20 protein-coding genes and 2 pseudogenes are annotated in these 20,983 nt (G+C 61.2%); 7 read left to right on the top strand and 15 right to left on the bottom strand.

The genetic code is table 11. From position 1 onward, the window contains the following. Nucleotides 1–224 precede the first annotated feature (224 nt). The 13 genes and pseudogenes from OJA40_RS09170 to OJA40_RS09110 form a co-directional block, all read right to left on the bottom strand. Entirely contained in the window at nt 225–320 is a 96-nt protein-coding gene (locus OJA40_RS09170; RefSeq protein WP_259165886.1) for a sugar phosphate nucleotidyltransferase, read from the bottom strand. Between the two features lie 104 nt (nt 321–424). Next, entirely contained in the window at nt 425–2,227 is a 1,803-nt protein-coding gene (locus OJA40_RS09165; protein WP_259165780.1) for an ABC transporter ATP-binding protein, read from the bottom strand. 103 nt (nt 2,228–2,330) lie between these two features. Continuing rightward, nucleotides 2,331–2,576: pseudogene (locus OJA40_RS09160) on the bottom strand (four helix bundle protein); the annotation flags it as partial. 38 nt (nt 2,577–2,614) lie between these two features. After that, nucleotides 2,615–2,776, bottom strand: coding sequence for a four helix bundle protein (locus tag OJA40_RS09155; RefSeq protein ID WP_259165781.1), 162 nt, complete (start codon nt 2,774–2,776; stop codon nt 2,615–2,617). A 340-nt stretch (nt 2,777–3,116) separates the two neighbouring features. Then, nucleotides 3,117–3,503, bottom strand: a complete 387-nt coding sequence (locus OJA40_RS09150) for a DUF5615 family PIN-like protein (protein ID WP_259165785.1) — start codon at nt 3,501–3,503, stop codon at nt 3,117–3,119. Beyond that, nucleotides 3,504–3,740 carry a DUF433 domain-containing protein gene (locus OJA40_RS09145; RefSeq protein ID WP_259165787.1) on the bottom strand — a complete coding sequence of 79 codons (237 nt, stop codon included), beginning with the start codon at nt 3,738–3,740 and terminating at the stop codon, nt 3,504–3,506. A gap of 284 nt (nt 3,741–4,024) precedes the next feature. Continuing rightward, a complete protein-coding gene (locus OJA40_RS09140) occupies nt 4,025–5,326 on the bottom strand; it encodes a glycosyltransferase family 4 protein (RefSeq protein ID WP_259165789.1) in 1,302 nt (433 codons plus the stop codon). Between the two features lie 251 nt (nt 5,327–5,577). Then, nucleotides 5,578–5,823: a hypothetical protein gene (locus OJA40_RS09135; protein WP_259060012.1), complete on the bottom strand. Its 246-nt coding sequence runs from the start codon at nt 5,821–5,823 to the stop codon at nt 5,578–5,580. Nucleotides 5,824–5,870: 47 nt separating this feature from the next. Further along, a complete protein-coding gene (gene gmd, locus OJA40_RS09130; RefSeq protein WP_259165792.1) occupies nt 5,871–7,004 on the bottom strand; it encodes a GDP-mannose 4,6-dehydratase in 1,134 nt (377 codons plus the stop codon). 97 nt (nt 7,005–7,101) lie between these two features. Then, nucleotides 7,102–8,088: a GDP-L-fucose synthase family protein gene (locus OJA40_RS09125; RefSeq protein ID WP_259060011.1), complete on the bottom strand. Its 987-nt coding sequence runs from the start codon at nt 8,086–8,088 to the stop codon at nt 7,102–7,104. 265 nt (nt 8,089–8,353) lie between these two features. After that, nucleotides 8,354–8,830 (bottom strand): hypothetical protein, encoded by a 477-nt coding sequence (locus OJA40_RS09120; RefSeq protein ID WP_259080826.1) that lies wholly within the window; start codon nt 8,828–8,830, stop codon nt 8,354–8,356. Nucleotides 8,831–8,916: 86 nt separating this feature from the next. Further along, nucleotides 8,917–11,379: a polysaccharide biosynthesis tyrosine autokinase gene (locus OJA40_RS09115; RefSeq protein WP_259165794.1), complete on the bottom strand. Its 2,463-nt coding sequence runs from the start codon at nt 11,377–11,379 to the stop codon at nt 8,917–8,919. 413 nt (nt 11,380–11,792) lie between these two features. Continuing rightward, entirely contained in the window at nt 11,793–12,158 is a 366-nt protein-coding gene (locus tag OJA40_RS09110; RefSeq protein ID WP_263810409.1) for a hypothetical protein, read from the bottom strand. A gap of 443 nt (nt 12,159–12,601) precedes the next feature. On the opposite strand from OJA40_RS09110, the gene OJA40_RS09105 reads away from it, so the two are divergent. Genes OJA40_RS09105 through OJA40_RS15600 form a run of 3 tightly spaced genes read left to right on the top strand, consistent with a single transcriptional unit; the run spans nt 12,602 to nt 14,141 of the window. Beyond that, the gene (locus OJA40_RS09105) at nt 12,602–13,000 is read left to right on the top strand and encodes a hypothetical protein (RefSeq protein ID WP_259180465.1); all 399 of its coding nucleotides are present in this window, start codon (nt 12,602–12,604) and stop codon (nt 12,998–13,000) included. 30 nt (nt 13,001–13,030) lie between these two features. Continuing rightward, the gene (locus OJA40_RS15490) at nt 13,031–13,888 is read left to right on the top strand and encodes an RNA-guided endonuclease InsQ/TnpB family protein (protein ID WP_259180999.1); all 858 of its coding nucleotides are present in this window, start codon (nt 13,031–13,033) and stop codon (nt 13,886–13,888) included. Further along, entirely contained in the window at nt 13,860–14,141 is a 282-nt protein-coding gene (locus tag OJA40_RS15600; protein ID WP_423816490.1) for an AbrB/MazE/SpoVT family DNA-binding domain-containing protein, read from the top strand. Before OJA40_RS15490 ends, OJA40_RS15600 begins: the two co-directional genes overlap by 29 nt. Nucleotides 14,142–15,203: 1,062 nt before the next feature. Here OJA40_RS15600 and OJA40_RS09095 read toward each other — a convergent pair. Together OJA40_RS09095 and OJA40_RS09090 are read right to left on the bottom strand one after the other, a co-directional pair. Continuing rightward, nucleotides 15,204–15,938, bottom strand: a complete 735-nt coding sequence (locus tag OJA40_RS09095) for a transposase (RefSeq protein ID WP_259165800.1) — start codon at nt 15,936–15,938, stop codon at nt 15,204–15,206. 724 nt (nt 15,939–16,662) lie between these two features. Continuing rightward, a pseudogene (locus OJA40_RS09090) lies at nt 16,663–17,862 on the bottom strand (IS3 family transposase). A gap of 239 nt (nt 17,863–18,101) precedes the next feature. On the opposite strand from OJA40_RS09090, the gene OJA40_RS09085 reads away from it, so the two are divergent. From OJA40_RS09085 to OJA40_RS09070, 4 genes are all read left to right on the top strand, one after another. Continuing rightward, on the top strand, nt 18,102–18,401 hold the full coding sequence (locus OJA40_RS09085; protein ID WP_013060720.1) for a DUF6364 family protein: 300 nt from the start codon (nt 18,102–18,104) through the stop codon (nt 18,399–18,401). A 39-nt stretch (nt 18,402–18,440) separates the two neighbouring features. After that, nucleotides 18,441–18,854, top strand: a complete 414-nt coding sequence (locus OJA40_RS09080; protein WP_118829894.1) for a type II toxin-antitoxin system VapC family toxin — start codon at nt 18,441–18,443, stop codon at nt 18,852–18,854. A 710-nt stretch (nt 18,855–19,564) separates the two neighbouring features. Then, on the top strand, nt 19,565–20,440 hold the full coding sequence (locus tag OJA40_RS09075) for a curli production assembly/transport protein CsgE (RefSeq protein ID WP_263810403.1): 876 nt from the start codon (nt 19,565–19,567) through the stop codon (nt 20,438–20,440). Between the two features lie 80 nt (nt 20,441–20,520). Then, entirely contained in the window at nt 20,521–20,961 is a 441-nt protein-coding gene (locus OJA40_RS09070) for a curli assembly protein CsgF (RefSeq protein WP_263810402.1), read from the top strand. The last annotated feature ends 22 nt before the right edge of the window (nt 20,962–20,983 follow it).

The following is a 20,983-nucleotide window of genomic DNA, read 5'->3' as shown; positions in this document are numbered from 1 at the left end:
AACACTTTTCCAAACGTATTTATATTTAATTTTTTGTGTTTTTGGCTTACAATTTTAACTCTTAAGTTATACTTCTACAATTATAATGAACAACTTCGATATTGACCCAAAAGTAGATTGGATTTTTTATTTGGACAATAAACAGTTTTACCTGCTAATTTATTAGCGTTTCATTAACTTTTTTGACTCTACTTGCAGTACATTTTTAATAACAAGAACTGGTATTAGATTATTGGTTTGCTGCGGTCTGGCATCAGCTGCTTCGACAAGGCTTCTGTGGTGGGGTGCAGGCACGTCCCCTGTCCACCAGCGAGAACAATGCCTTCTCATGATGTGCCGAAAAACTGTGAGTAATCAAGATGTGTACGACCGTCGATTGTCTTAGCCCTATTCTCATTCAACGTGGAGCCTTAGACATGTACTGCTACAAGCTCTGCATCTCCACCATCTCGCGGAAGGCCCCCTCCTCCCGGTGCCGCAGCTCGTGGTAGGTGCCGGACTCAATGACCCGTCCGTCGTCGAGCACATAGACGCGGTCCGCGTTTTTCACCGTCGAGAGCCGGTGCGCGATGATCACGACCGTCACCTCCCCCTGCAGGGCGTCGACGCTGTTCTGGATGTGCTGCTCCGAGGCCGTGTCCAGGTCACTCGTCGCCTCGTCGAGCAGCAGCAGGTTCGGCTCCTTGAAGAGCTCCCGCGCCACGAAGAGGCGCTGCTGCTGCCCGCCGGAGAGGCGTACACCGCGGTCCCCGACCTGCGTCTGGTATCCGTTCGGCAAGTCCTGAATGAAGTGATGCGCGTGGGCCCGTTCGGCGGCGTGGATGACGCGTTCCCGCAGGGCCGGGTCTTCCTCAATGTCCCCCTGCCAGAGGCTGATGTTGTTGGCCACCGTGTCGTCGAATACGACCGTCTCTTGGGAGACGTAGCCAATCTGGTCGCGCCACGCGGCGAGGTCCACCTCGTCGTCGGGGATGCCGTCGACGCGAATCGTGCCGGCCTGGGGCGAGAGCATCAGCGTCATCATGTCGACGAGCGTCGACTTCCCCGCCCCGGACTCTCCGACGAGCGCCACCGTCTCATTCGCGGGCACGGTAACGTTCACGTCGTGTAGCACGTCGCCGTCGTCTTCGTTGTAGGCAAAGTGCACGCCTTCGAAGTCGATGCCCTCCGACAGGGCGCGGAGGACGCGGCCGTCCCGGTCTTCCTGGTGCGACAGGACCGTATCGAACTCGCCGTCCACCATCTCCACGGCTCCAATCTTGTTCATGGTGCTTTGCCACGCCCCTTGCACCGACATCATTGCCTGCATGCCGCGGTGAAAGAGCAGGAGCGCCACGAAGATGGGCGCGATCGGGTCGTTAAAGACGGCCACTTGTAGAATGATGAGGCCCACGATGAGGAGAACCGAGGCCGGTTCTCGGACCGCCCGTGTGAACGCCTGCGCCACGTTCTGCCGAAAGATGTACCCGGTGAGCCGATCTACGCTGTCGACGACCCCGCTGCGCAGATGGGCAATCTGGTTCGTGGAGACGATGTACTTGAGGCCCTGCAGGGCCTGCACGAGGAGCTTGTTGAGCTCGCTCATCTCGTCGGACTGCCGGCGCGAGAGCCGCCGCACGTACGCATTCAGGTACTTGAAGCAGAAAAGGAGCACGAGCCCGACCCCCAGTGCCATACTCGCGAATGTCCACGAGACGACAAACGCAGAACCAAAGTAGCTCGCCGTCGTCACGACTTGCGTCAGGAAGTCGACAAAGCTCTTGAACGACGCAAAGAACCGATTGACCTGCCCGTTGATGACATTGATGAAGTGCCCCGTGTTCTTGCGGATGTAATGGCGGTAGTCCATCCCGCTGTACGCGTCGAAAAGCTGCGTCTTGAGTTCCCGCAGGAGCTGGGCCCGTAGGTAGCCCTGATAGCCCCCTTTTGCAAACTGGAGGACTCCTTTCGCGACGAATACGACCGCGATAAACGCCAGAATGCCGACCATTGAGTCGGCGATGCCCATCGCCTCCAGCATGGCCTGCAGGTACTGCTCGGCGGTACTCATGTCTTCCATCCCCTCACCGCCCGACTGCGAAGCGCGAAGCAGGGGCAGGAGCAGTGTAATGCCGAAGGCCGACGCCAACGCCGATCCCAGCGTCAGGACAAAGATGAAGTACATCCGCCGACCGAGGTAGCGGCGGTAGATGCGCAGGTACTTGAGGAGGTCGCTGAATGTGTTCATTTAGCGGCAGCGTCGATGTCTGGAGACAGATTTCAGAAAGGAGGACGGCCGACCGCCGTCCGCCGACCGCGGTCCGTTTGTCGCCGGATTCAGCAGATGGAGGCTAAAATGGAGCCTCGTCGTCATATTCGACTGACGGCTCTCGAACGGAGGAGTCGGTGTCCAGGGAGGCGCGAAACGCCTGCAGTTTGGCGAAGAGAGACTCGCTTTCCTCATAGGCGTTGCGGAGCAGGTCCACGTTGTCGAGATATTCTCGCCGCTTCACGAGATGAAGACAGGCGACCGTCTCAAGCAGAGAACGGACGGCGATTCGAAGGAAGCGGTCCTGCTCAGCGTCACTAAGCTCCGTTGAGCCCTCCGCGCCCTGAGCGAAGCGAGGAAGTAGTTTTAGACTGCCACGTTTAGTGCGATACTGTTGGCGGCGCGGGTCATCTGGTCGGCGAGGTTGTAGCGCTCATGCTTCGGACGCTGTTCGGCGATGTCGTGCACCTGGTCACTGTAGTCCAGGGCGCGGGTCCACACTTCTAAATCTTCGAATTTGTAGACCATCTGATCGTCCGCCCGATTTTACAGACTCCTTCGAGATGCATTATGGACGGCGGACAGCCGACCGCGGGAGTTTGACGGCCGTCAGCGGTCACCCCAAGAGCACTCGGTCGTTGGCACTCCCAGCGCAGCGGACAGCGGTCTGGTTGTCGCCAGACTCGTGAGTTGTTCGCCGGATCGGAGATTGTCTGCAAACTCGATCGGAACCTGTCGGGGCGCTGACAAGCGGGCATCGGACGGCCGATCACGGGGCGGCGCGGGGCTCTGCGTTGGTTTGATGGAGCGGAAGCGGGACGGCGGTCAGCGGTGATTGCTGAGAGTCTCGTGAGCTCCGCGGACGAGGCTACGGCGTCGTCCGCTTGCGGTACTTCTGTGCATCGACGACGAAGAGCGAGCCTTCAAAGCTGGTTTCCGAGGTCAAAAGTGTCTCCAGTGTGCGATGGACGGCTCGCACCTGCTCTGGATCGGGGATCACTTTGAGGAGAATGATCCCATGGTGGGAGGAGGGCGGGTACGTCCGAATGTCGCCAAACCCTCTGTCCGTCGTCACCAAAACGGCCCCGAGCGCTTTCGCTTTCTGAAGGACCTTGGCATCCGACGCGCCGGACAGCCCAAGGTCTTGGATCCGCGTCACGTTGCACCCGGCCTCCTCCATTCGCCGGACCGTTTGCGTAAAGGTGCACTCGTCCGCAAGGAACGGCCCCTCGGGCACGGTTCGATCACTTTCCATCTACGCCCTCCTGGCATATACTTCTTCGTCCTCAATCACCGAGCTTGCATACCGGATGCATGCCAATACGTCCTCCCGCGTGAGATGGTCGTAGTAGTCAGTCAGAATGTCCTCAATCGCTACGCCCTTTCCAAGGAGACCGAGGACCATGTGCACGGGGACGCGGGTCCCGGCAATCACCGGCTTTCCGTGGTGCACCTCCGGCTGCACCTCAATACGATCTGCAATTTCAGCCATCGGACTCCTCTCATCTTGTGCAACAGAGCGCTCTCGTTGCGTACGGGCCTGCGTCCATGACGTTGCCGCACGAATACCTTGTGGGGACCGTATTCGGACGATGGTAGGCGGTCGTTAAGACGGCAGTCGGCGGGCAGCGGTGGGTTGGCTGCCTGGTTCAAGAGGGAGTGATCTGAAGCGGCGTCATCGCCGGATTCGATCGGGAATTTTCGAACGGTGGCGTCCGGTTCTGAACGAGCGAAGACGGCGGTCCGCCGTCTGCCGTCCGCGGTCCACCCCCGTTCTCACGATCCAACCACGGCTTCTTTCTGAGGGGAGGCGCCCACCTCCGAACCCCCGTTCAGACGACGATCGAAAAGAGACGCCCACTTTCGGCAGCACACCTCCCGTTCAAAGTGCTCCAGAAACGCCTCGCGGCCATTTCGGCCCAGCTCGGTGCGCAGTGCGTCGTCCCGGTACAGCGACAGCAGGGTGTCATGGAGCGCCTGCGCGGGGGTGTCGGTCTGCGACGGATCCACGACACGGCCGGCGCCTGAAATCTGAATCGTCTCGCCCGGCTCGGAGGCCTCCGGCCCCACCATCAGGGCGGGCCGCCCGGCGGCCATGATGCCGTAGAGCTTCCCCGGCACGGCGATGCCCGCCATCTCCTCCCGGAGCGTCATCAGGTGCACGTCCGCCATCGGGAGCGAGTGCTCGAGGTCTTCGCGGGGGAAGTAGGGCAGGTAGCGGAAATTCGAGAGGGCATGCCGGTCGGCAAACGCCTGGATGCGGTCCTTCTTCGGCCCCTCCCCGACGAACACGAACTCGATGTCCGGGTGCCCGTCGAGCCGCTTCATCGTCGCCAGCACCTCCTCGAAGCGGTGGGCCACCCCAGCGTTGCCGGAGTACATCACCACAAACGTGTCGTCCAGCCCCAACTCAGTGCGCAGGGGGTTGTCGGCGTGGGGGAGCGGGGTCACGTCGTCTTTGCGGTTCCACACCGGGATGGTGTGGAGCCGGTCGCCCGCCACGCCCTTGTCTCGGAGCCGGCGCTTCATGTAGGTCCCCAGGTCCACTACGAAGTCGGCGTGCCGGTACCCGGCGTTGTTGAGGGCGTGCAGCATGCGGGCCGGGAGGCCGTCCTCCGCGAACATGCCCGCGGCCACCTCGGCGTCCGGGTGCAGGTCCATCGACCAGATGCCGTAGGCCTGTCCGCGCACCCGCCGTGCAATCGCCCCGACGAGCGGCAGGAGGGGCGGCGTGGTGAGCGGGATGATGTAGTCGTAGGCGGGGCCCGTCAGCACTCGGCGCAGAGTATTGGCGAAGAAGCTGGCGTAGTCCGTCAGCCGACCGAGCGTCGTCTCGCGCCCAAGGGCCGTGGCCCGCACACGGTGGATGTGGACGCCGTTGTGGGTTTCCTCCGCCGGCACCTCCATCGCGCCGGAGAGGTAGTGCCCCCGGCTGCAGAGGACATGCACATTGACCCCCTGCTCGGCCAAATACTCGGCCAGGTCCGTCAGCATCAGGGCCGTCGCCGCACAGTCCGGCCAGTAGTGCTGGTTGATGAACAGGATGGACGGGGCCTCGCCCGTCTCGGGGTGGGTCATGTGTGCATTTGGCGTCGTGTCGTCGTTCGCTACTCGGTGTGCACGTAAGTTTTCTTTTTCGGCTCGTGTTTTCCTCGCTGTCTGCCGAACAAGCCGAGAACGGGCGGTTCCTCGACGTTGCAGACGACACTAGCCCGCGTTGCGACCGAAGCGGAAGATACTGATTCCGAACGTGGTTGCGGGACCCGAAGGACCGTCCCTTGTGGGAATCGGCGCGTTCCGGAGACTGGCGATCCTTTCCGGTCACAAAGCTACTGCCTGGCAAACTGGGCGTCTCCGTGCCGGTCTTCGTTCTCTCGCGTCTGCTGATTTCGATCATGCAAGGCAGGGTCGACCGACTCTCCCCCGGCCATGTCCAAGATCTCTTGGCGGGCCCGGCGCCGCTCTTCCCGCTGAATTTTTTCCATCAGGGCCTCCTCAACGTATCTTCTCACGTTGTCGGCACGACGCTTCACGTCTTCGCCGAGATCGTCAGAAATCCGAACAGTAATGCGCATGGATGTCTTACGATCTGCATGACCAGCAAAGGTTGGAACGCTGCACGTCAACGCGTTTGCTGATGATTTTGAACGGTAATCTCCTCGCGCGCCGTCTCCAGGTCGGATTCGACCATCTCCTCGGCCATCGCTTCGAGGCTCGTCGAGGGCGCCCAGCCGAGCTCTTCCCGCGCCTTCTCCGCCTCGCCCAAGAGCTGGTGCACCTCCGTCGGGCGGTAGTACCGCGGGTCGACCTCCACGACCGGCTGCCCGGTCTCCGCGTCGTAGCCGACCTCGTCTTCACCGGTCCCCTCCCACGCGAGCTCGATGCCCGCCGCCTCGAACGCCATCTCGCAGAAGGCGCGCACCGTCGTCGTCCGCCCGGTCGCCAGGACGTAGTCGCCCGGCCCCTCCTGTTGAAGCATCCGCCACATCCCCTCCACGTAGTCCCGGGCGTGCCCCCAGTCCCGCTCGGCGTCGAGGTTACCGAGGTAGGTTTGCTCCTGCAGGCCCGCCTCAATCCGGGCCGCCGCCCGCGTGATCTTCCGCGTGACAAACGTTTCCCCCCGCCGCGGGCTCTCGTGGTTAAACAGGATTCCGTTCGAGGCATGGATGCCGTAGGCCTCCCGGTAGTTGATCGTGATCCAGTAGGCGTAGAGCTTCGCTGCGGCGTACGGGCTCCGCGGGTAGAAAGGCGTCTCCTCGGTTTGGGGCACCTCCTGGACCTTGCCGTAGAGCTCCGAGGTGGAGGCCTGGTAGAACCGGGTCTTGTCTTCGAGGTCCAGAATCCGGATCGCCTCCAGTAGGCGCAGGGCGCCCAAGGCGTCGACGTCGGCGGTGTATTCCGGGCTGTCGAAGGAAACCTGGACGTGGCTCTGGGCCGCCAGGTTGTAAATCTCATCCGGCCGGGTCTCCTGCACGACCCGGATCAGGTTCGAGGAGTCAGTCAGGTCGCCGTAGTGCAAAAACAGGCGGACGTCCTCCTTATGCGGATCTTCGTAGAGGTGATCGATCCGGCCGGTGTTGAACTGGCTCGACCGCCGCTTGAGCCCGTGCACCTCGTAGCCCTTCTTTAGAAGCAGCTCCGCGAGGTAGGAGCCGTCCTGCCCGGTGATGCCGGTAATCAGCGCCACGGGCACCTCCCCGCGGGCGCCGGGCCGGTCCTCCGGAATCTTGCTCGTGATCTCGTTGTCAGGGGGCATTCGACGTGTCGGCCGCGTGTAGGAAAATGTAGTGGAGTGCGGATGATGGAGTGCGGGATTCGCTAAGCCGGCACAAGCGCCATGCCGCAATGAACTTCTACGCCGCAATAAGCTCTTCTTCGTGCTCGCGATACCAGTTATAGGTCTTCTCGATGCCCGCCCGCAGGCTCGTGTCGGCGGTCCAGCCGAGGGCGTCCATCCGGCTGGTGTCCACCAGCTTCCGCGGCGTCCCGTCCGGCTTCGAGCGGTCGTGTTCGACGGCCCCCTCGTGGCCGACCACCCCCTGGATCAGCGCCATGAGCTCGTTGATCGAGAGGTCCTCCCCCACCCCCACGTTCAGCATTCCGTCCGCGGCGACCTCACGGATCTCTTCCTCGGGGGTCTCCAGCACAAACCGAACCGCATCCGCCAGGTCCTCCACGTAGAGGAACTCCCGCCTCGGCTCGCCGGAGCCCCATAGGGTCACCGGAGCGTCGGAGCCATCCGACCGGGCCCCTTTCGCCTCGTGGGCCTTCCGGAGCAGCGCCGGCAGGACGTGGCTCGTCTCCAGGTCAAAGTCGTCGCCGGGGCCGTACAGGTTCGTCGGCATCAGGGTGAGCATGTCGTCCCCGTGCTGCCTGCAGAAGGCCTCACAGAGCTTGTGCCCCGCGATCTTGGCGACCGCGTACCACTGGTTCGTCGGCTCCAGCGGGCCCGTCAAAAGGGACTCCTCGGGCATCGGCTGGTCGGCGCGTTTCGGGTAGATGCACGTCGACCCGAGGAAGATCAGCCGCTCGACGCTGGTCTCGTGGGCCGCGCGGATGACCGACTGTTCGATCGCGAGGTTGTCCCCGATGAAGTCGGCCGGGTAGCGGTCGTTGGCGAGAATGCCCCCGACCCGCGCCGCCGCCAGCACCACGAAGTCCGGCTCTTCTGCCTCGAAAAACGCCCGGGTCGCCTGCGGGTCCCGCAGATCGAGCTCCGCCGACGAACGGCCCACCAGGTTCTGGTAGCCGGCCGCCTCCAGCTCGTCCCAAATCGCCGCCCCCACCATGCCGCGGTGGCCGGCCACGTAAATCTTGGCGTCGGAATTCGTCAGGTGCATTTCGATGAGGCGTTATGCGAGTGATGTGCTGGCCGAGAGGTCACGGGACATAGCGCACGGCTATTCTAAAGGGACGGATCCTGCCTTCTTACGGAACGCAAAGACACAGCTTCGCTACGTCAGTCACACGGCTCTGCAAAGAGCCCTGTGACTCAGGGGCGCATAAAACCGGTGCCGGCACGCGGCGGCCCTCTCACCGCGTCCCGGAGTGTCGCTCAAAAAGCCATCCAGCGGGCCGCCGCCTTCCGGGTTCCCGTCCTCTCGTCTACCGCCCAATATCGAAGATGCGCAGGACGGTGAAGGTCAGAGAGGTGACAGCGGTCGTAATCTGAAGCACCTCGCGCCAGCCCCATCCCTGACTAGTTTCGAGCCGGATTACATCTCCATCCTGTAACGACGGGTACTGCGCACGCTCGGTAAATTCGTCAAGGTCTTGATCGAGGATTTTCCTCCGCTTTCCGTCTTTAAGGCGGAAGTGTCGCACTGTCACGTTTGTCCGGCCACCGCCTCTTCCACCACCAGCCAGGGCGACGAGTTGACCCATGTTGATATTCTCCCCCACCTCGTAAATTCCAGACTGTCCCCCAAGCACGAGCACCTCGATGGTGTTCTGGCCCGGGCGCGCAAACGTATAGTATGCCGTGCCCCCGGATTGCATACCCCCCGTCTCTTGCTGGGCCCACGCCGGCCCTACGGCCAGCATCAGGCACAGGGCGAGTCCAGTTGCACAGCGGGCACGCATGGAGGTCATCGCAGAGAAGAGATCAAGGGAGGAGACATTGACACGTGTTCGGCCCCGAGGGGTGAAATGCCGGACGCTCGCCGTCGCTACGCAGACGTGTCTTCCGGAAGCGAACGGTACTGGTCGTAGGGGCCATACTGGCCGTAGTGGCGGTAGCGGTACTTGTATCCGTATGCCATCGAGATATCAAAGCCGTTAAAGACCACGCCGGCCACGTCCGCCCCCACCTCTCCAAGCACCTCAAGGGTGTCGTGCAATTCGTCTTCGGTCGTCGCGCCGGCCCGGGCCACGCAGAGGGTCGTGTCGCACAGGTCCGAGAGCATCGGCCCGTCCGCCGTCGCCAGCACGGGCGAGGAGTCCACGATAACGTGGTCGAAGTACTGCTGGGCCTCCCCCAGAAACTCGCGGAAGCGGGCCGACCCGAGCACCTTCGTGGGGCTCTCGACCTTCGTCCCCGCCGGAAGCACGCATAAATTCTCGTCCAGCGGCCGCTTCATTGCGTGCTCCTCAAGATCATTCTGGAGCGTCTCTGTAAGCCCGGGCGCCCGCGAGACGTCGAAGATCTCGTGCAGCCGGGGACGGCGCAGGTCCCCGTCCACCAGAAGCGTCGCGTGGCCCGCCTGGGCGATAATAGCCGCCAGGTTTGCCGCCGTCAGGGACTTGCCGTCCCCGCTCCCCGGACTGGTCACCAAAACGGTCCCGCTTTCCCCGTCGGGCCGGCCGAGCTGCAGGTTCGTCCAGACCTTGCGGTACGCCTCTGTGGCCGCGGAGTACGGCTTCAGTGCCGCAATCAGGCCCGTCTCCAGCTGGTGCCCGTCCCGCTCGACCGTCGCCTGCCCGCCCATCTGATCCTCGATGAGTGGCGTCAGGTTCGGAATCACCCCGATGCCGTGGTAGCCCAGGTCGCGAATTTGGTCGGGCTTGTACAGCCGGTTGTCCATCTTGTCCCGGAGCAGGGCCAGCCCGCCGCCCCCGAGCAGGCCGAGCATCAGCCCCAGAATCAGGTTGCGCTGGGGCTGGGGCCGGACCGGGATGCCCGGCATGTCCGCCTCCGAAATTTGCGTGGCGTAGCCCAGCTCGGACTTCTCCCGCACCCGAACCTGCTGGAGCTGCTTGGTCACGAATCCGTACATCTGCTCCGCATACTTCTGGTCGCGGCGGAGCTGGGCCAGGGTCATCGATTTGCCGGGAATTGCGTTCAGCTCCTGCTCGTACTCCGAAAGCCGTTCGGAGAGCACGTCGATCCGGGAGTTCAGGCCCGTGATCTGAATCTTCTTCTCCGCGATCCGGCGCTTGAGCTCGTTGATCCGCTGCGCTCCCTGCTTGGGACTCAGGCCCCCTCCCATCAGCTCCTCCACGTACCGGTCCGAAAGCCGTTGGATGCGGGCCCGAAGCTTCTGAATCCGCCGGTCAATCTGGGCAGCCTGGGCACTGTCGGCGGGGGTCGGCGCCCCGGACTGAAGCTCCAGCTGTTGCTTCGACAGCTCGAGCTTGGCGATCTCCGACTGCAGCGACGAAATCTCCTGGTCGACCGTCGAGGCCAGCTGATCGGACAGTTGGCCCGGCTGGATGGACTCCAGCTCCTCCCGGAGGGATTCTAACGAGGACTGCTCCATCCGCAGCTCGATGCGGGCCTGCTCCAGCGACGACTCGGTGCTCGCGATGCGTTCCGTCAGGGAGCCCTGCCGTTGGTCGAGACTCACGGCGTCCTCGCTGCGCTGGAACCGCTGGATCCGCTGCTCAATCGTCTCGAGCTCCCGTTCGAGCTCTTGGGACCGCTGCTCCAAGAACGTGCGGGACGCCTTGACCCGCTCGCGGCTCGACTTCTGGGTCAGCTCGATGTACGCCTCCGTGAACAGGTTGGCGAGGCGCTGCGCCACCGGCGGGGTTTCGTCCTGGGCGACAATCTGAATCACGTTTGTCTCCGCCCCGGCCCGGCTGAACCGGACGCGCCCGGCGAGGGCCGGGGCGACGGAGGCGGGCGACAGCTGCGTGGGGTCCGCAGGCGACGGGTCGTCTTCGGAGGCGCCCCCCTCCGCGCCCCCGGTCCCCTGGCCAGACCACGCCCACGCCCGATCCATGAGCCTGCCAAACGGCGAGACCCCCTGCGACGACAAGACACGACGCGCCTCGCCCTGCTCCAGAAGGCGCTCGGCCACCCGTTCTCGCAGGGCCTGAGAGTTGCGGAGAAACATCAGCTCGTTCCGAAGCGAAGAGCTGCTCGGCAGCAAACCGCTTCCCTGCGCCTGCGCACCAATCGCGGACTCGGTACCGGACTGCTGCCCCTTCTCCACGAGCACGAGGCTGCTCGTCCGGTAGACGGGCACCTGTGTGTACGTGTACAGCGCGGCCCCCGCCACCGCCGTGAGACACACCAGAACGATGAACCACTTCCGGCGCCGCAGCAGATCGAGCAGCTCCTCAATCTGCCCCTTGATGCCCTGTCTTTCTGAGGACGGTCCAGCCGCACCGTTGGTGCCCCCCTCCCATGAGCGGACGATATCCCCCTGGCCGTTCTGGTCTGGATCGCGCCGCTGAAGGTGAGCCATCTACGAAGGTAGGAGGATTCGTTCTGGAGAGACGAGCGTCTGCACGCTGTTTTCCGGCGTTCGGGCAAGGCCCGGTCGCGATAATGCCCGGTCGCCCCGAGCAAGGCAGGAGAGCGCCCCGGCGCCCCCGCACCGAGCATTCTACAGTTTGCCAATTTACAATTGTAACACGAACCGCACTCCACAGTGTGCACACGTCTTCGCGCCTATTCGTCATCAAACGGCCTACCGGCGCTGATCTTTTGGAGCATTGCAGTCCCGATGCGACGATCCGAACGTTTCACCTACAGGAAACGGAACGGGGCTCCAGGGACGGTCGGCCGGGGGCCCTGGCTTTTGTTCTGCAAGACTTGTCTCCTGCTTCGGCCTTGGCCTGCTTTGATCTCAACGTTCTTGTATGCGATGTGGGCCTGTCAGTTCAGGCAGAGGGGGGCGCGAAGCGAGGTCGGGGCGCCGCTTGCCGTGCCCGAGTGGGCCCGGCCGCGGGCCGGGTGCATGCGTCCGCCTGGGGACAAGGCCTCCTTCGAGGCCGTGCCTCCCGTTGCGGAGCGGGCATTGGGACTGGCGGTGCCATTACCCGAGACAGGAATGTTCAGGGCCGGAACGAAGTGGGGCGCTCCGTTGATGGTTCCGGGGCGCACGACCTGGCCGCCGTCTCCGCCGGAGGGGCGTTGTTCCCGGCTGTTCAACACGGCGCGTCCCCCGAGCAGAAAGGCGGCGCCGACGACGTAGATGAAGCCGGCAAGCCCGAGGACGATGGTCTGACCGACGGAAAACATGGCGTGACGGCCGGAATCGTGAAGGGAGTTTGGATTTGCATTCTCCCTAACGCCACAAGAGCCGTTCCAACGCGCCACAGGCACGCGGCCTCCACATGGGTGCGTAGAATCTACCCTCCGCCCCGCCTCACGCGTTACAGTATTGAGTAGAGCGCGAGAAGAGCACTCTAAAAGCACTCGCTCCGCAGCGCAGTAAAGGTCCCGCGCTTTATGGAGCTGTCGCTCCTGGGGACATATGAACCTGTCGGTTCGGGGACTCTTCTCGTCCGGCGAACGAGCTGAGCCGGAAACACTTCCGGTTTGAGCCTATGTCTTTGACTGCGGATGTGGAACTCCGAAATCATAGTGCTATTGTGTTGATTGCCCTCGTGAGCAATCGGCAGCCGGGCCTACTATGAGCCCAGTTCCACCTGCCGAGTGCTGCGAGGGTTTTTGTATTTCACATGTATCTGACCCGAAAGCTCAAATTGGGCAAAACAGACCAACTCGACCGTCTTGCTCGGCGGGCAGGAAAACTGTGGTCGACTGTGGCGAAGTGGCACTGGCGCTTTGTAGACCGCCAAGGCTACTGGCTCTCGAAAGGGCAAGCCCAGAAGATGTACTGCAAGGGCTTCGACGGGCTGCATAGCCAGTCGGCTCAAGCAGTGGCAGACAGTTTCTACGACAGTCTCCAGAGTTGGCGCAAGAAGCGACAAAACGGCAATTATGAGGGCCTCCGCCCACCCTACAAGCAGAAGCGGCATTTCAAGGTCCAGTGGAAGTCCTCTGCGATCCGGCTTCGAGATGACGGCGTGCTTCGTCTGTCTAATGGACGTGGCAACGACCCGGTGTTGATTAACTGACCTTCAGGCCAGGAACCGAAACGAGTCGAGATTGGATGGGACGGCGATCAGTACGAGCTTCGGTGTCAGTACGAGGTCGAAGAAGATCAAGAGCCGAAGGGCTCTGAAGATCAAGAGCCGAAGGGCTCTAAGAAGGCAGGCGTAGACCTCGGAGAACGACACCTTGCGACTGTCTATGTCGAAGACGGAGAGAACATCAGTGTCCACGGCGGACGGCTTCGCTCTCTCCGCAGGCAACACAACCGAATGTTGAGCAACCTGCGGTCGAAAATCGACCACAAAGAGAAAGGAAGCAGGCGTTGGAAGCGGCTCACCAGAGCCAAGGACCGGCAACTACAGAAGGTCCGCAATCAGATCGAGGATTTACTGCACAAGGTCACGACGCGGCTGGTAAATGTCCTCCACGAGAGACGGACAGGAACAGTTGTAGTCGGTGATCTCACGGGAATCCGAGAGCGGATCAAGTACGGAGACCGAATGAACCAACGCCTACACCAGTGGGCACACTCGAAGTTCGAGCACATGCTCACCTACAAGGCCCACCTTTGCGGAATGACCGTTGAGCGGGCCTCGGAAGCCTACACCTCACAGACGTGTCCGAGTTGCGAGCACAGGCATAAGCCAAATGGCAGAGACTTCAACTGCCCGCAGTGCTCATTTGAGGCACATCGAGACGTGGTAGGAGCACGAAATATTCTGAACGAGAGGTATCCTGGGGCAACCCAGGTAGCTGGCGAGATGGCTTCGCCCACCGGAGTGCGGTATCGTCCGCACATGCGAACCGAGCCGACAGGCTCTGAACCGCAACGGTGTAACCCGGCGACCGCTGGTAAGACCTGCACAGAGCCGAAAGGCTCTTGTGGGCAGGCGGGCAGACCCGTGGGATAAGGGCAGAGAAGCCCATGAAGAATCTCCCGGCTTTAGCCGGGGGAGAAGTCAAGGTCGAATTGTCATTCCGAAAGAGGTCCGAGATCACCTCGGTATTGATTCGGGGACTGCTCTCAAAATAAGCGTTGAGCCTGAAGAAGGAGACGGGGGAGCTATCACTCTCAGGCCCAAGGAACAGCGGCCTCCACTCCGACGGAAGGGGGAGCTTTTGGTTCACTCCGGAGAGCCTACAGTATTGAGTAGAGCACGGTGAGCTGAGCTAGAGCAGACTCAGAGACTGTTCTTTCGCACAGAACCACACGTTGACATGACAGCGCGGGTCGCCCTACGGGCTTGGGGCGGCGCGGAATAGGACGTGTCGTGAGGAATCCGGTCCAGGAAGGGGGAGACGGGGCCAGTGGCAAGCCTTGGGGCCGCTCCTCTTGGCGATGGCTGGACAAGGTTATTCCAAAGCAACTGCTTCGGTCCCATCGGGAAAACTCACCCCGCACTGAAGCCACTTCAGAGATGGAAGCCCTTGGAGAAGATATGTCCCGTGAGGGTGGAATGCGCCACTGTCATCACACAGCAGCGTTTTATCTGCTCATGCCGGGACCCCAAGGGAGGTGCGCACGGACACTGGAGGGCCTGGATTGCAGAGCCCAACAGATGGCCTCCTCTCGTGCTGGAGGCGCAGGGCCGGAATCATGCTTCAGCGTCCTGGCCGTGATAGCCCCGCCAATCTGCGAGGTACAAGGGACATCTTGGGAGGCAGAACCTACGTCCAGCGGAGACCAATGAGCCTGCTAACTCAGGATACACTCCTCAGGATGGAAAGGCACCTAGATCTGCCAATGCCTGAACCAGAAGGGAATCCTCGAAGGGAGTGTTGACGGAGCCTATGTAGTAGCCTCGAAACAGCTTAAATATGCTGGCACTGGCGAAGATAGGCAGTGAATCCGACACAAGTAATTTACGAGACGACCCGAAATGCCCGGTGCTGCGGTGTTGGGATCACGGTGGGAGGTAGGGGGTAGGGTCCTCCGAAGATAAAAGCCTGCACTTGACTCAAGCACAGGGAGAGGAAAGGCCCTGAATGGGGCCAGGTTGTAGGGACGTGAATACAAAAGTGAGGCACTTGGCCTTCGAGGATCCATGGAGAGCCGACCTACGGAGAAATCTATGCGGGCGGTTCGGGTGAGCGAAGGTGGGAAACGGCCTTCTGACTGTTTGCAGCCAGAGGGTGATCTGCAGGGATTTGAACGCGCCTACCTCCGACTCCACAGAAGAGCACTCTAAAAGCACTCGCTCCGCAGCGCAGTAAAGGTCCCGCGCTTTAGCCGGGACATACACGGACTCTTCTCGCGGGTCCGAAGAGATCAATCCAGCGTATGTATCTGACTCGCAAACCTAGCCACCGGACAGTTTTCAGAAGTAGGGTAACAATCGCATTTGAGGCGGCTCTCGGTTCCGAAGACACCTTCTGATCCACCGAAGCCCAATTGCCAGATAACTCCGGTCTCGACGACCAGTCCGGTCCACGAGCGGGCGCCAGCCTCGCCCCGGCGACGTAGCTGGCCACCGCTACCAGCCAGACGTAGACCAGACTCAGTCCCAGAACCAATCGCGAGAGCGTTTCCGGTGCGTAAAGACGAGTTTGATGCAAGTGGAACCGTTCCTCCTGCCAATCCCCGAACAGTTCTTCGATCCACATGCGCCTCTGGTAGAGACGCACGACCGAGAAGCGAGGCGAGAGGTTCGTCACGAGCCGCCACGGCTCCTCTTCTCCTTCGGCCCAATGGCAGACCAGATTGACTGGGCCGAAGTCACGGCTCTTCGCAATTCGAACGTCTTCGACGTATCGGCGCTCTCCTTCCGCCGGATCGAGCGTCCGGCACTCCCTCCACGGCCGCTCTCCGTCGGTTCGCACGTAGGTGTCCGCATGCAAACGCACGCAGTAGGCCCAGCCTTCTTGTTTGGCCTTCTCCAGCAGATCAACCGAATGGAACTCTCCATCCCCAATCAGAACCGCTTCGGCCTCCGGCGGCACAAGCTCGGCCAACTCTTCCAAGAAGCTTGGCCTGCAGCTCTGCTCTGGTGGCACCGGTCTGCCGCTCTACGCGCCACCAGAGGGGCAGCGCCCGACGGCGATATGCCAGCGCCCCGACCAACAGGCGCCGCTTGCCGCTCAGTTCCAATCGGTCGACCAAAATACGCAACCGGCCGCTCTCGGAGGCCTCACGAAGAAGCCTTTGAGCCACTGGGCGGTACCATCGATCCGGCTCGACCTCCTCGTTGTTCAAAAAACGCCGCATTCGACGCGTCTTGCTGGTCTGTTGTGCCAGTCCGGGCAACTCGTCGGCCATCGCCGAGAGGTGGACGTGCTCCGCTTGGTAGAGCCCAGTCAGCAGACGGGCCAAGTTTCGGTGCCGAGTTTTCCGCAACGGCAGAAGCGTTTGGCCAATCAAGGTCTCGATCCTATCTTGAAGAGAGAGGCTGTTGCTCATCGGAACGGGTCGGTTGGCCAAAGGCATGGTCACCTTCAACCTTCCGGTTCGATTCCGGTGATGCAACAGCCTCATTCGTTTGAAAGCAAAACTGTCCGGTAGCTAGCTCGCAAACTCAAATTAGGCAGGACAGATCAGCTTGATGCCTTAGCGCGTCGAGCGGGTGATCTGTGGTCGACTGTGGCGAAGTGGCACTGGCGTTTTGTGGATTGCCAAGGCTACTGGCTCTCGAAGGGACAGTCCCAGACGATGTGGAGCTCCCCCGATAAAGTGGACAGTGCGCGGCTTTCACGCCGCGACAAGTGAATGAGGTTCCTCGGTTTGAGAATGGTCTCGTGAATGGTACTCCTCTTCGTAGCGATTCGGCGACTGGTAACCGATCCCGGAATGCAGGCGCTCGGGGGTGCAGGAGCCCTCAATGAACTCGAAGACCGAGAGGCGAGCCTCCGACTGGCTGGCGAGCGTGTCCCGCTCGATCAGCTCACATTCGAGTGTTGCGAAGAAGGACTCGCACATCGCATTGTCGTAGCAGTCGCCTCGCGAACCCATTGAGGGACGCACCCCTTCGGCCTCCCGCCGCTCTCCGAAGGCGATTGATGTATACTGTGAGCCCTGGTCGGAGTGATGGACCGTCTCCTCAGGTTCTCGTTGCCGGGCAGCCATGTTCAGAGCCTCCAGCACCAGTTCACTCCGCAGGTGGTCGGCCATCTCCCAGCCGACAACTTTCCTGCTGTAGGCGTCGATCACGACGGCCAGGTACAGATAGCCTTCCTGGGTCGGCACGTAGGTGATATTTGCCACCCAGAGCTCGTCGGGACCAGAAGCGGTAAAGTCTCGATCCACGAGGTCGGGAACGGGGCGCCCTGTGTCGCCAGAAACGGTCGTAGAGGGCCGTTTTCGACGGCTTACGCCTCGCAGGCCGGCCTCTTTCATGAGCCGAGCGACGCGCTTTTTCGCGACGCGGACGCCTTCGGCCTGCAAAGCGGCGTGGACACGAGGCGACCCGTACGTTCCTCGCGAGTTCTCATGGATCTGTCTGATTCGTTTGGTCAACATCGCGTCTTTTTGGTCTCGCTTCGAGGGCAGGCGTTTTCGCCATGCGTAGTATCCACTCCGGCTGACACCGAGGACACGACACATCGCGCTGATTGGAAATTCGGCCTGGCAGAAGTATATGAACCGGAAGATTTTGGCGGTACATCGCCTTTTTCCCTCTTGGGATTAGGCCGTCGCTTTTGCCAGGATATCCCGCTCCTGCTTTGGCTCACGCAACTTCTTGCGGAGCTCGCGAAGCTCTTCCCGTTCGTCGCTGGAAAGGCCCTCGGCGCTTTTGCCCTCGTCTCGATCGGCTTGGTTCAGCCAGCCCGAGGTCGTTGTCGCGGTTGGTTCAAACTCCTCAGCCAGATCCGATGGCGTTCGTCCGTTTCGCGCCAGTTCCACGATTTGATCCCTAAACTTCTGTGGGTATGGTGGACGGGTTCTTGGCATGGTAAATACCTGTTGGTTCGAAAGTGAAGAAACGTCCACCAACACGGGTCAGGTCCAAACCAAGCTGCGGACGTTCGCTTCGGTCCAGCGGTTACTCATTCCCGTACGATCGGCTGGAGCTGTCCCCGAAATCAGAACCCCGGCAGCACCGAACGGGCCCCAGATGAAGGAACAGAGAACGAAGCAACTGGTGCACGTCACAAAAGCGCACTTGTTGACGTATACCGGTAGAACTAGTAATGAAGTCAAAGCTTACTCTTCGTCTCGACGACGGTTTGAAGGAACGTGCCAAGCAGTTAGCTGAAGAGCGGGGGACCTCCGTCTCCAAGATCGTAGAAGACTACTTCCGACTCTTGCTCCACGATCCAAGCGGAGGCGACTCCAGAGCGGAATCGGCATCCGGTAAAAATGCCGTTCCTGACGATCTCCCGCCTCGCACTCGACAGATGGTCGACGCTCTCGGTCCGGCGAAGACGGACCTTGACCTTGATGAGGATACGGAGGCCTGGGTCGACGCGATGCACGAGAAACACAAGTAGCCCGAATGCTCCTCGCCTCCGATACCTGACCGGGTTGACATGACAGTCCTACTTGACACGAATGTGCTCATCGATGCCGCCGTTGTGTCCCGTTCCTATCACGGCACGGCTGTCCGGCTGATTGCTGCGGCCGAGCGCGACACCATCGATGGTCTCGTCGCACCCACATCAATCGCGACCTGCTGGTACGTGGCCCATGAGCGGGAAGACACCGATCCGCGCCCACTCTTCGACCTTCTGGCAGACGTGATGCGATTCGCTCCCATGGGACGCTCACCCCTACGAACGGCGCTTCAGAATCCTGGGACCGATGACTTTGAAGACAGTTACCTTGCTGCTGCTGGGACATCAGCCAGCGCTTCTGCAATTGCAACTCGAAACGAGTCGGATTTTGTATCGACGACCCTCACGCCCTATCATCCCCTCGACCTCGTGGAGATGCTGGGCAAGTAGTCCCCAGGACACGAACTGCTTGCCCTCTCGAAGTGGATGCCTATCCGTACTCCCCGATCTTGCGCCAAGCGGCAGCAGGTCCTCTGCCTTCCTGGACCGGATTCCTCGCGACACATCCTATTCCGCACGATACGTCCTATTCTGCACAGCCTTAGGCCCATAGGCGACCCGCGCTGTCACGTCAACGTGTGGTTCTATGCGAAAGAACAATCTCTGAGCCTGCTCTAGCTCAGCTCACCGCGCTCTACTCAATACCGTAATTGTCGATTTTCACTTCCACAGTGATAAAGCACGCAGATTAGGATGTGCGAGATGCCATCCAAGGATGGCATTTGGCAAAGCGCCGTGTCTTCCGCCCCTCCGTGAGAACTGCTGGAAGTGAGCTGTGCCGTTTTGCACAGTATGCGCCGTCGTAGAGCATGCTCATCGGTGTCGGTTCATCTGTGTCGTCTCCTTGGGGTCGCCTCCTTGGAGTCGTCTTTTTGGCGTCTTTTCGGGACCGTCCCGGGACAACTGGGCGCTTAGCGGGCAACTTGGCTGACCGGGTAACTTGTAGGCGCAGCGGCTGCGGGCGCAGTGGTTACGGGCGTAGTGGCAGCCCGGCCAAGCCCAGCGCGTATGTTCCAGCAGCTTCCCGTCTCAACCGAAACTGGTTTAGATAGCTGATCTTTTAGATTACCATACTCGGTATTATTTTACCAATCGTGGCCGTGAAGACAAAGATCGGGAACTGGAAGGGTGTTCTCCGAATTGCTTTGGACCCGAAAGTCGAAAACCGATATGGTACCTACAGCAAAGCATTCGTCAGTAATACGCCTGCTGTGCCGGTGAAACGACCGTCAGCACTTGTGCTCGGCCTCCTGCTTCTCTCGTGGATCGGAGGAGCTGCCTCCATAAACGCGTCACCGAACGTCGCACCACCGGCGCACAACAACACGGTTCCGGTGCACGACGACACAGTCTACGTTGCGGACGCCGATCCGGTGGTCGTAGTTTACGAAAAACAACTTGACACGCTCGTCGTGCGGGCGGAGGAGGAGGCGGGTGCTCCCATTGCTGCAGCTGAGGCCAGCGAACCGGCCCCTGCCGCGGAAGCCGAGCTTGTGACAGACGAAGACGATCCTACATCCGAGTCGGCTCCCTCGTCGGCAAGTTCTTCCACGCGGGAAGCGGCACGGAACCGACCTGTTTCACCCTCGGGTGGTACGCCGACTGGGGCAGCATCGGCCGGAGCGAAATCGGCCGGGACAAAGTCGGCCGGGGCAACGTCGACTGGGGTGAAGAAGGGAATTTCGGTCGCCGGCCTCATTATCGACCGGACCCACTCGGTAATTGGTCGGGACTTTCAGGACGCGTTCAACGACCACTGGACCGAGCCGGAGGACGTATCCAGCTTCACGATCCGCATCGACGAGCAGCCCCTCCCTCAGTTTGGGTCCAAGGTTCAGGTCTCCGTGGAGGGGACCACTCTCTTCCAGGCCCAGCTTCGCCCGGAATACCAACGGATCCGAAAGGCAGCCCGGCAGGCTGCGGCCCGAACGCGGTACTACCTCCAGGAATTCTATGAGCCCCGAGAGGTATACTGACTCTCGGGGGACGTTCACCCTCCGGACGAAGTGCTCTTCTTCCCTTCTAGCATCCACCGCGCATTGACCCCTCGCCTCCCATGACGTTCTACCCGCGCCTCCTGGGAATGCTCTTCGCCTCCGTTCTGCTCGGCCTCTGCCTCGGTGGGCCCTCTGCGGCTCAGGCACAGGAATTCGTCTATCAACCGATCAACCCGGTCTTCGGCGGCTCCCCGGGCAACACGCAGTACCTCCTCAACACGGCTAACAACCAGAACCCGTTTGAAGGGGGCGGCGGCTTCGACCGCTTTCGCGACGACCCGCTCCAGAACTTTGAGCAGCGCCTGCAGCGCCAGGTGCTGAATCAGCTGTCCCGGGAAGTTATCCAGAACCGATTTGGGGACATCGATCTCACGCAGGAGGGGTCGTTTGACTTCGAGCGGTTCACCGTGGACGTGACGCCCGGGCCGAGCGGCATCAACATCCGTGTGTTCAATAAGCAGTCCGGCGAGAGCACGACCGTAGAAGTGCCCCGGTTCTGACCCCTAAAGCGGATCGCTCGAC

The organism is Salinibacter pepae (assembly GCF_947077775.1).
In the GTDB taxonomy this organism is placed as follows: Bacteria; Bacteroidota; Rhodothermia; order Rhodothermales; family Salinibacteraceae; genus Salinibacter; species Salinibacter pepae.
Note: the sequence above shows the minus strand (reverse complement) of the source record. Positions and strands in the feature narration are given on the sequence as shown.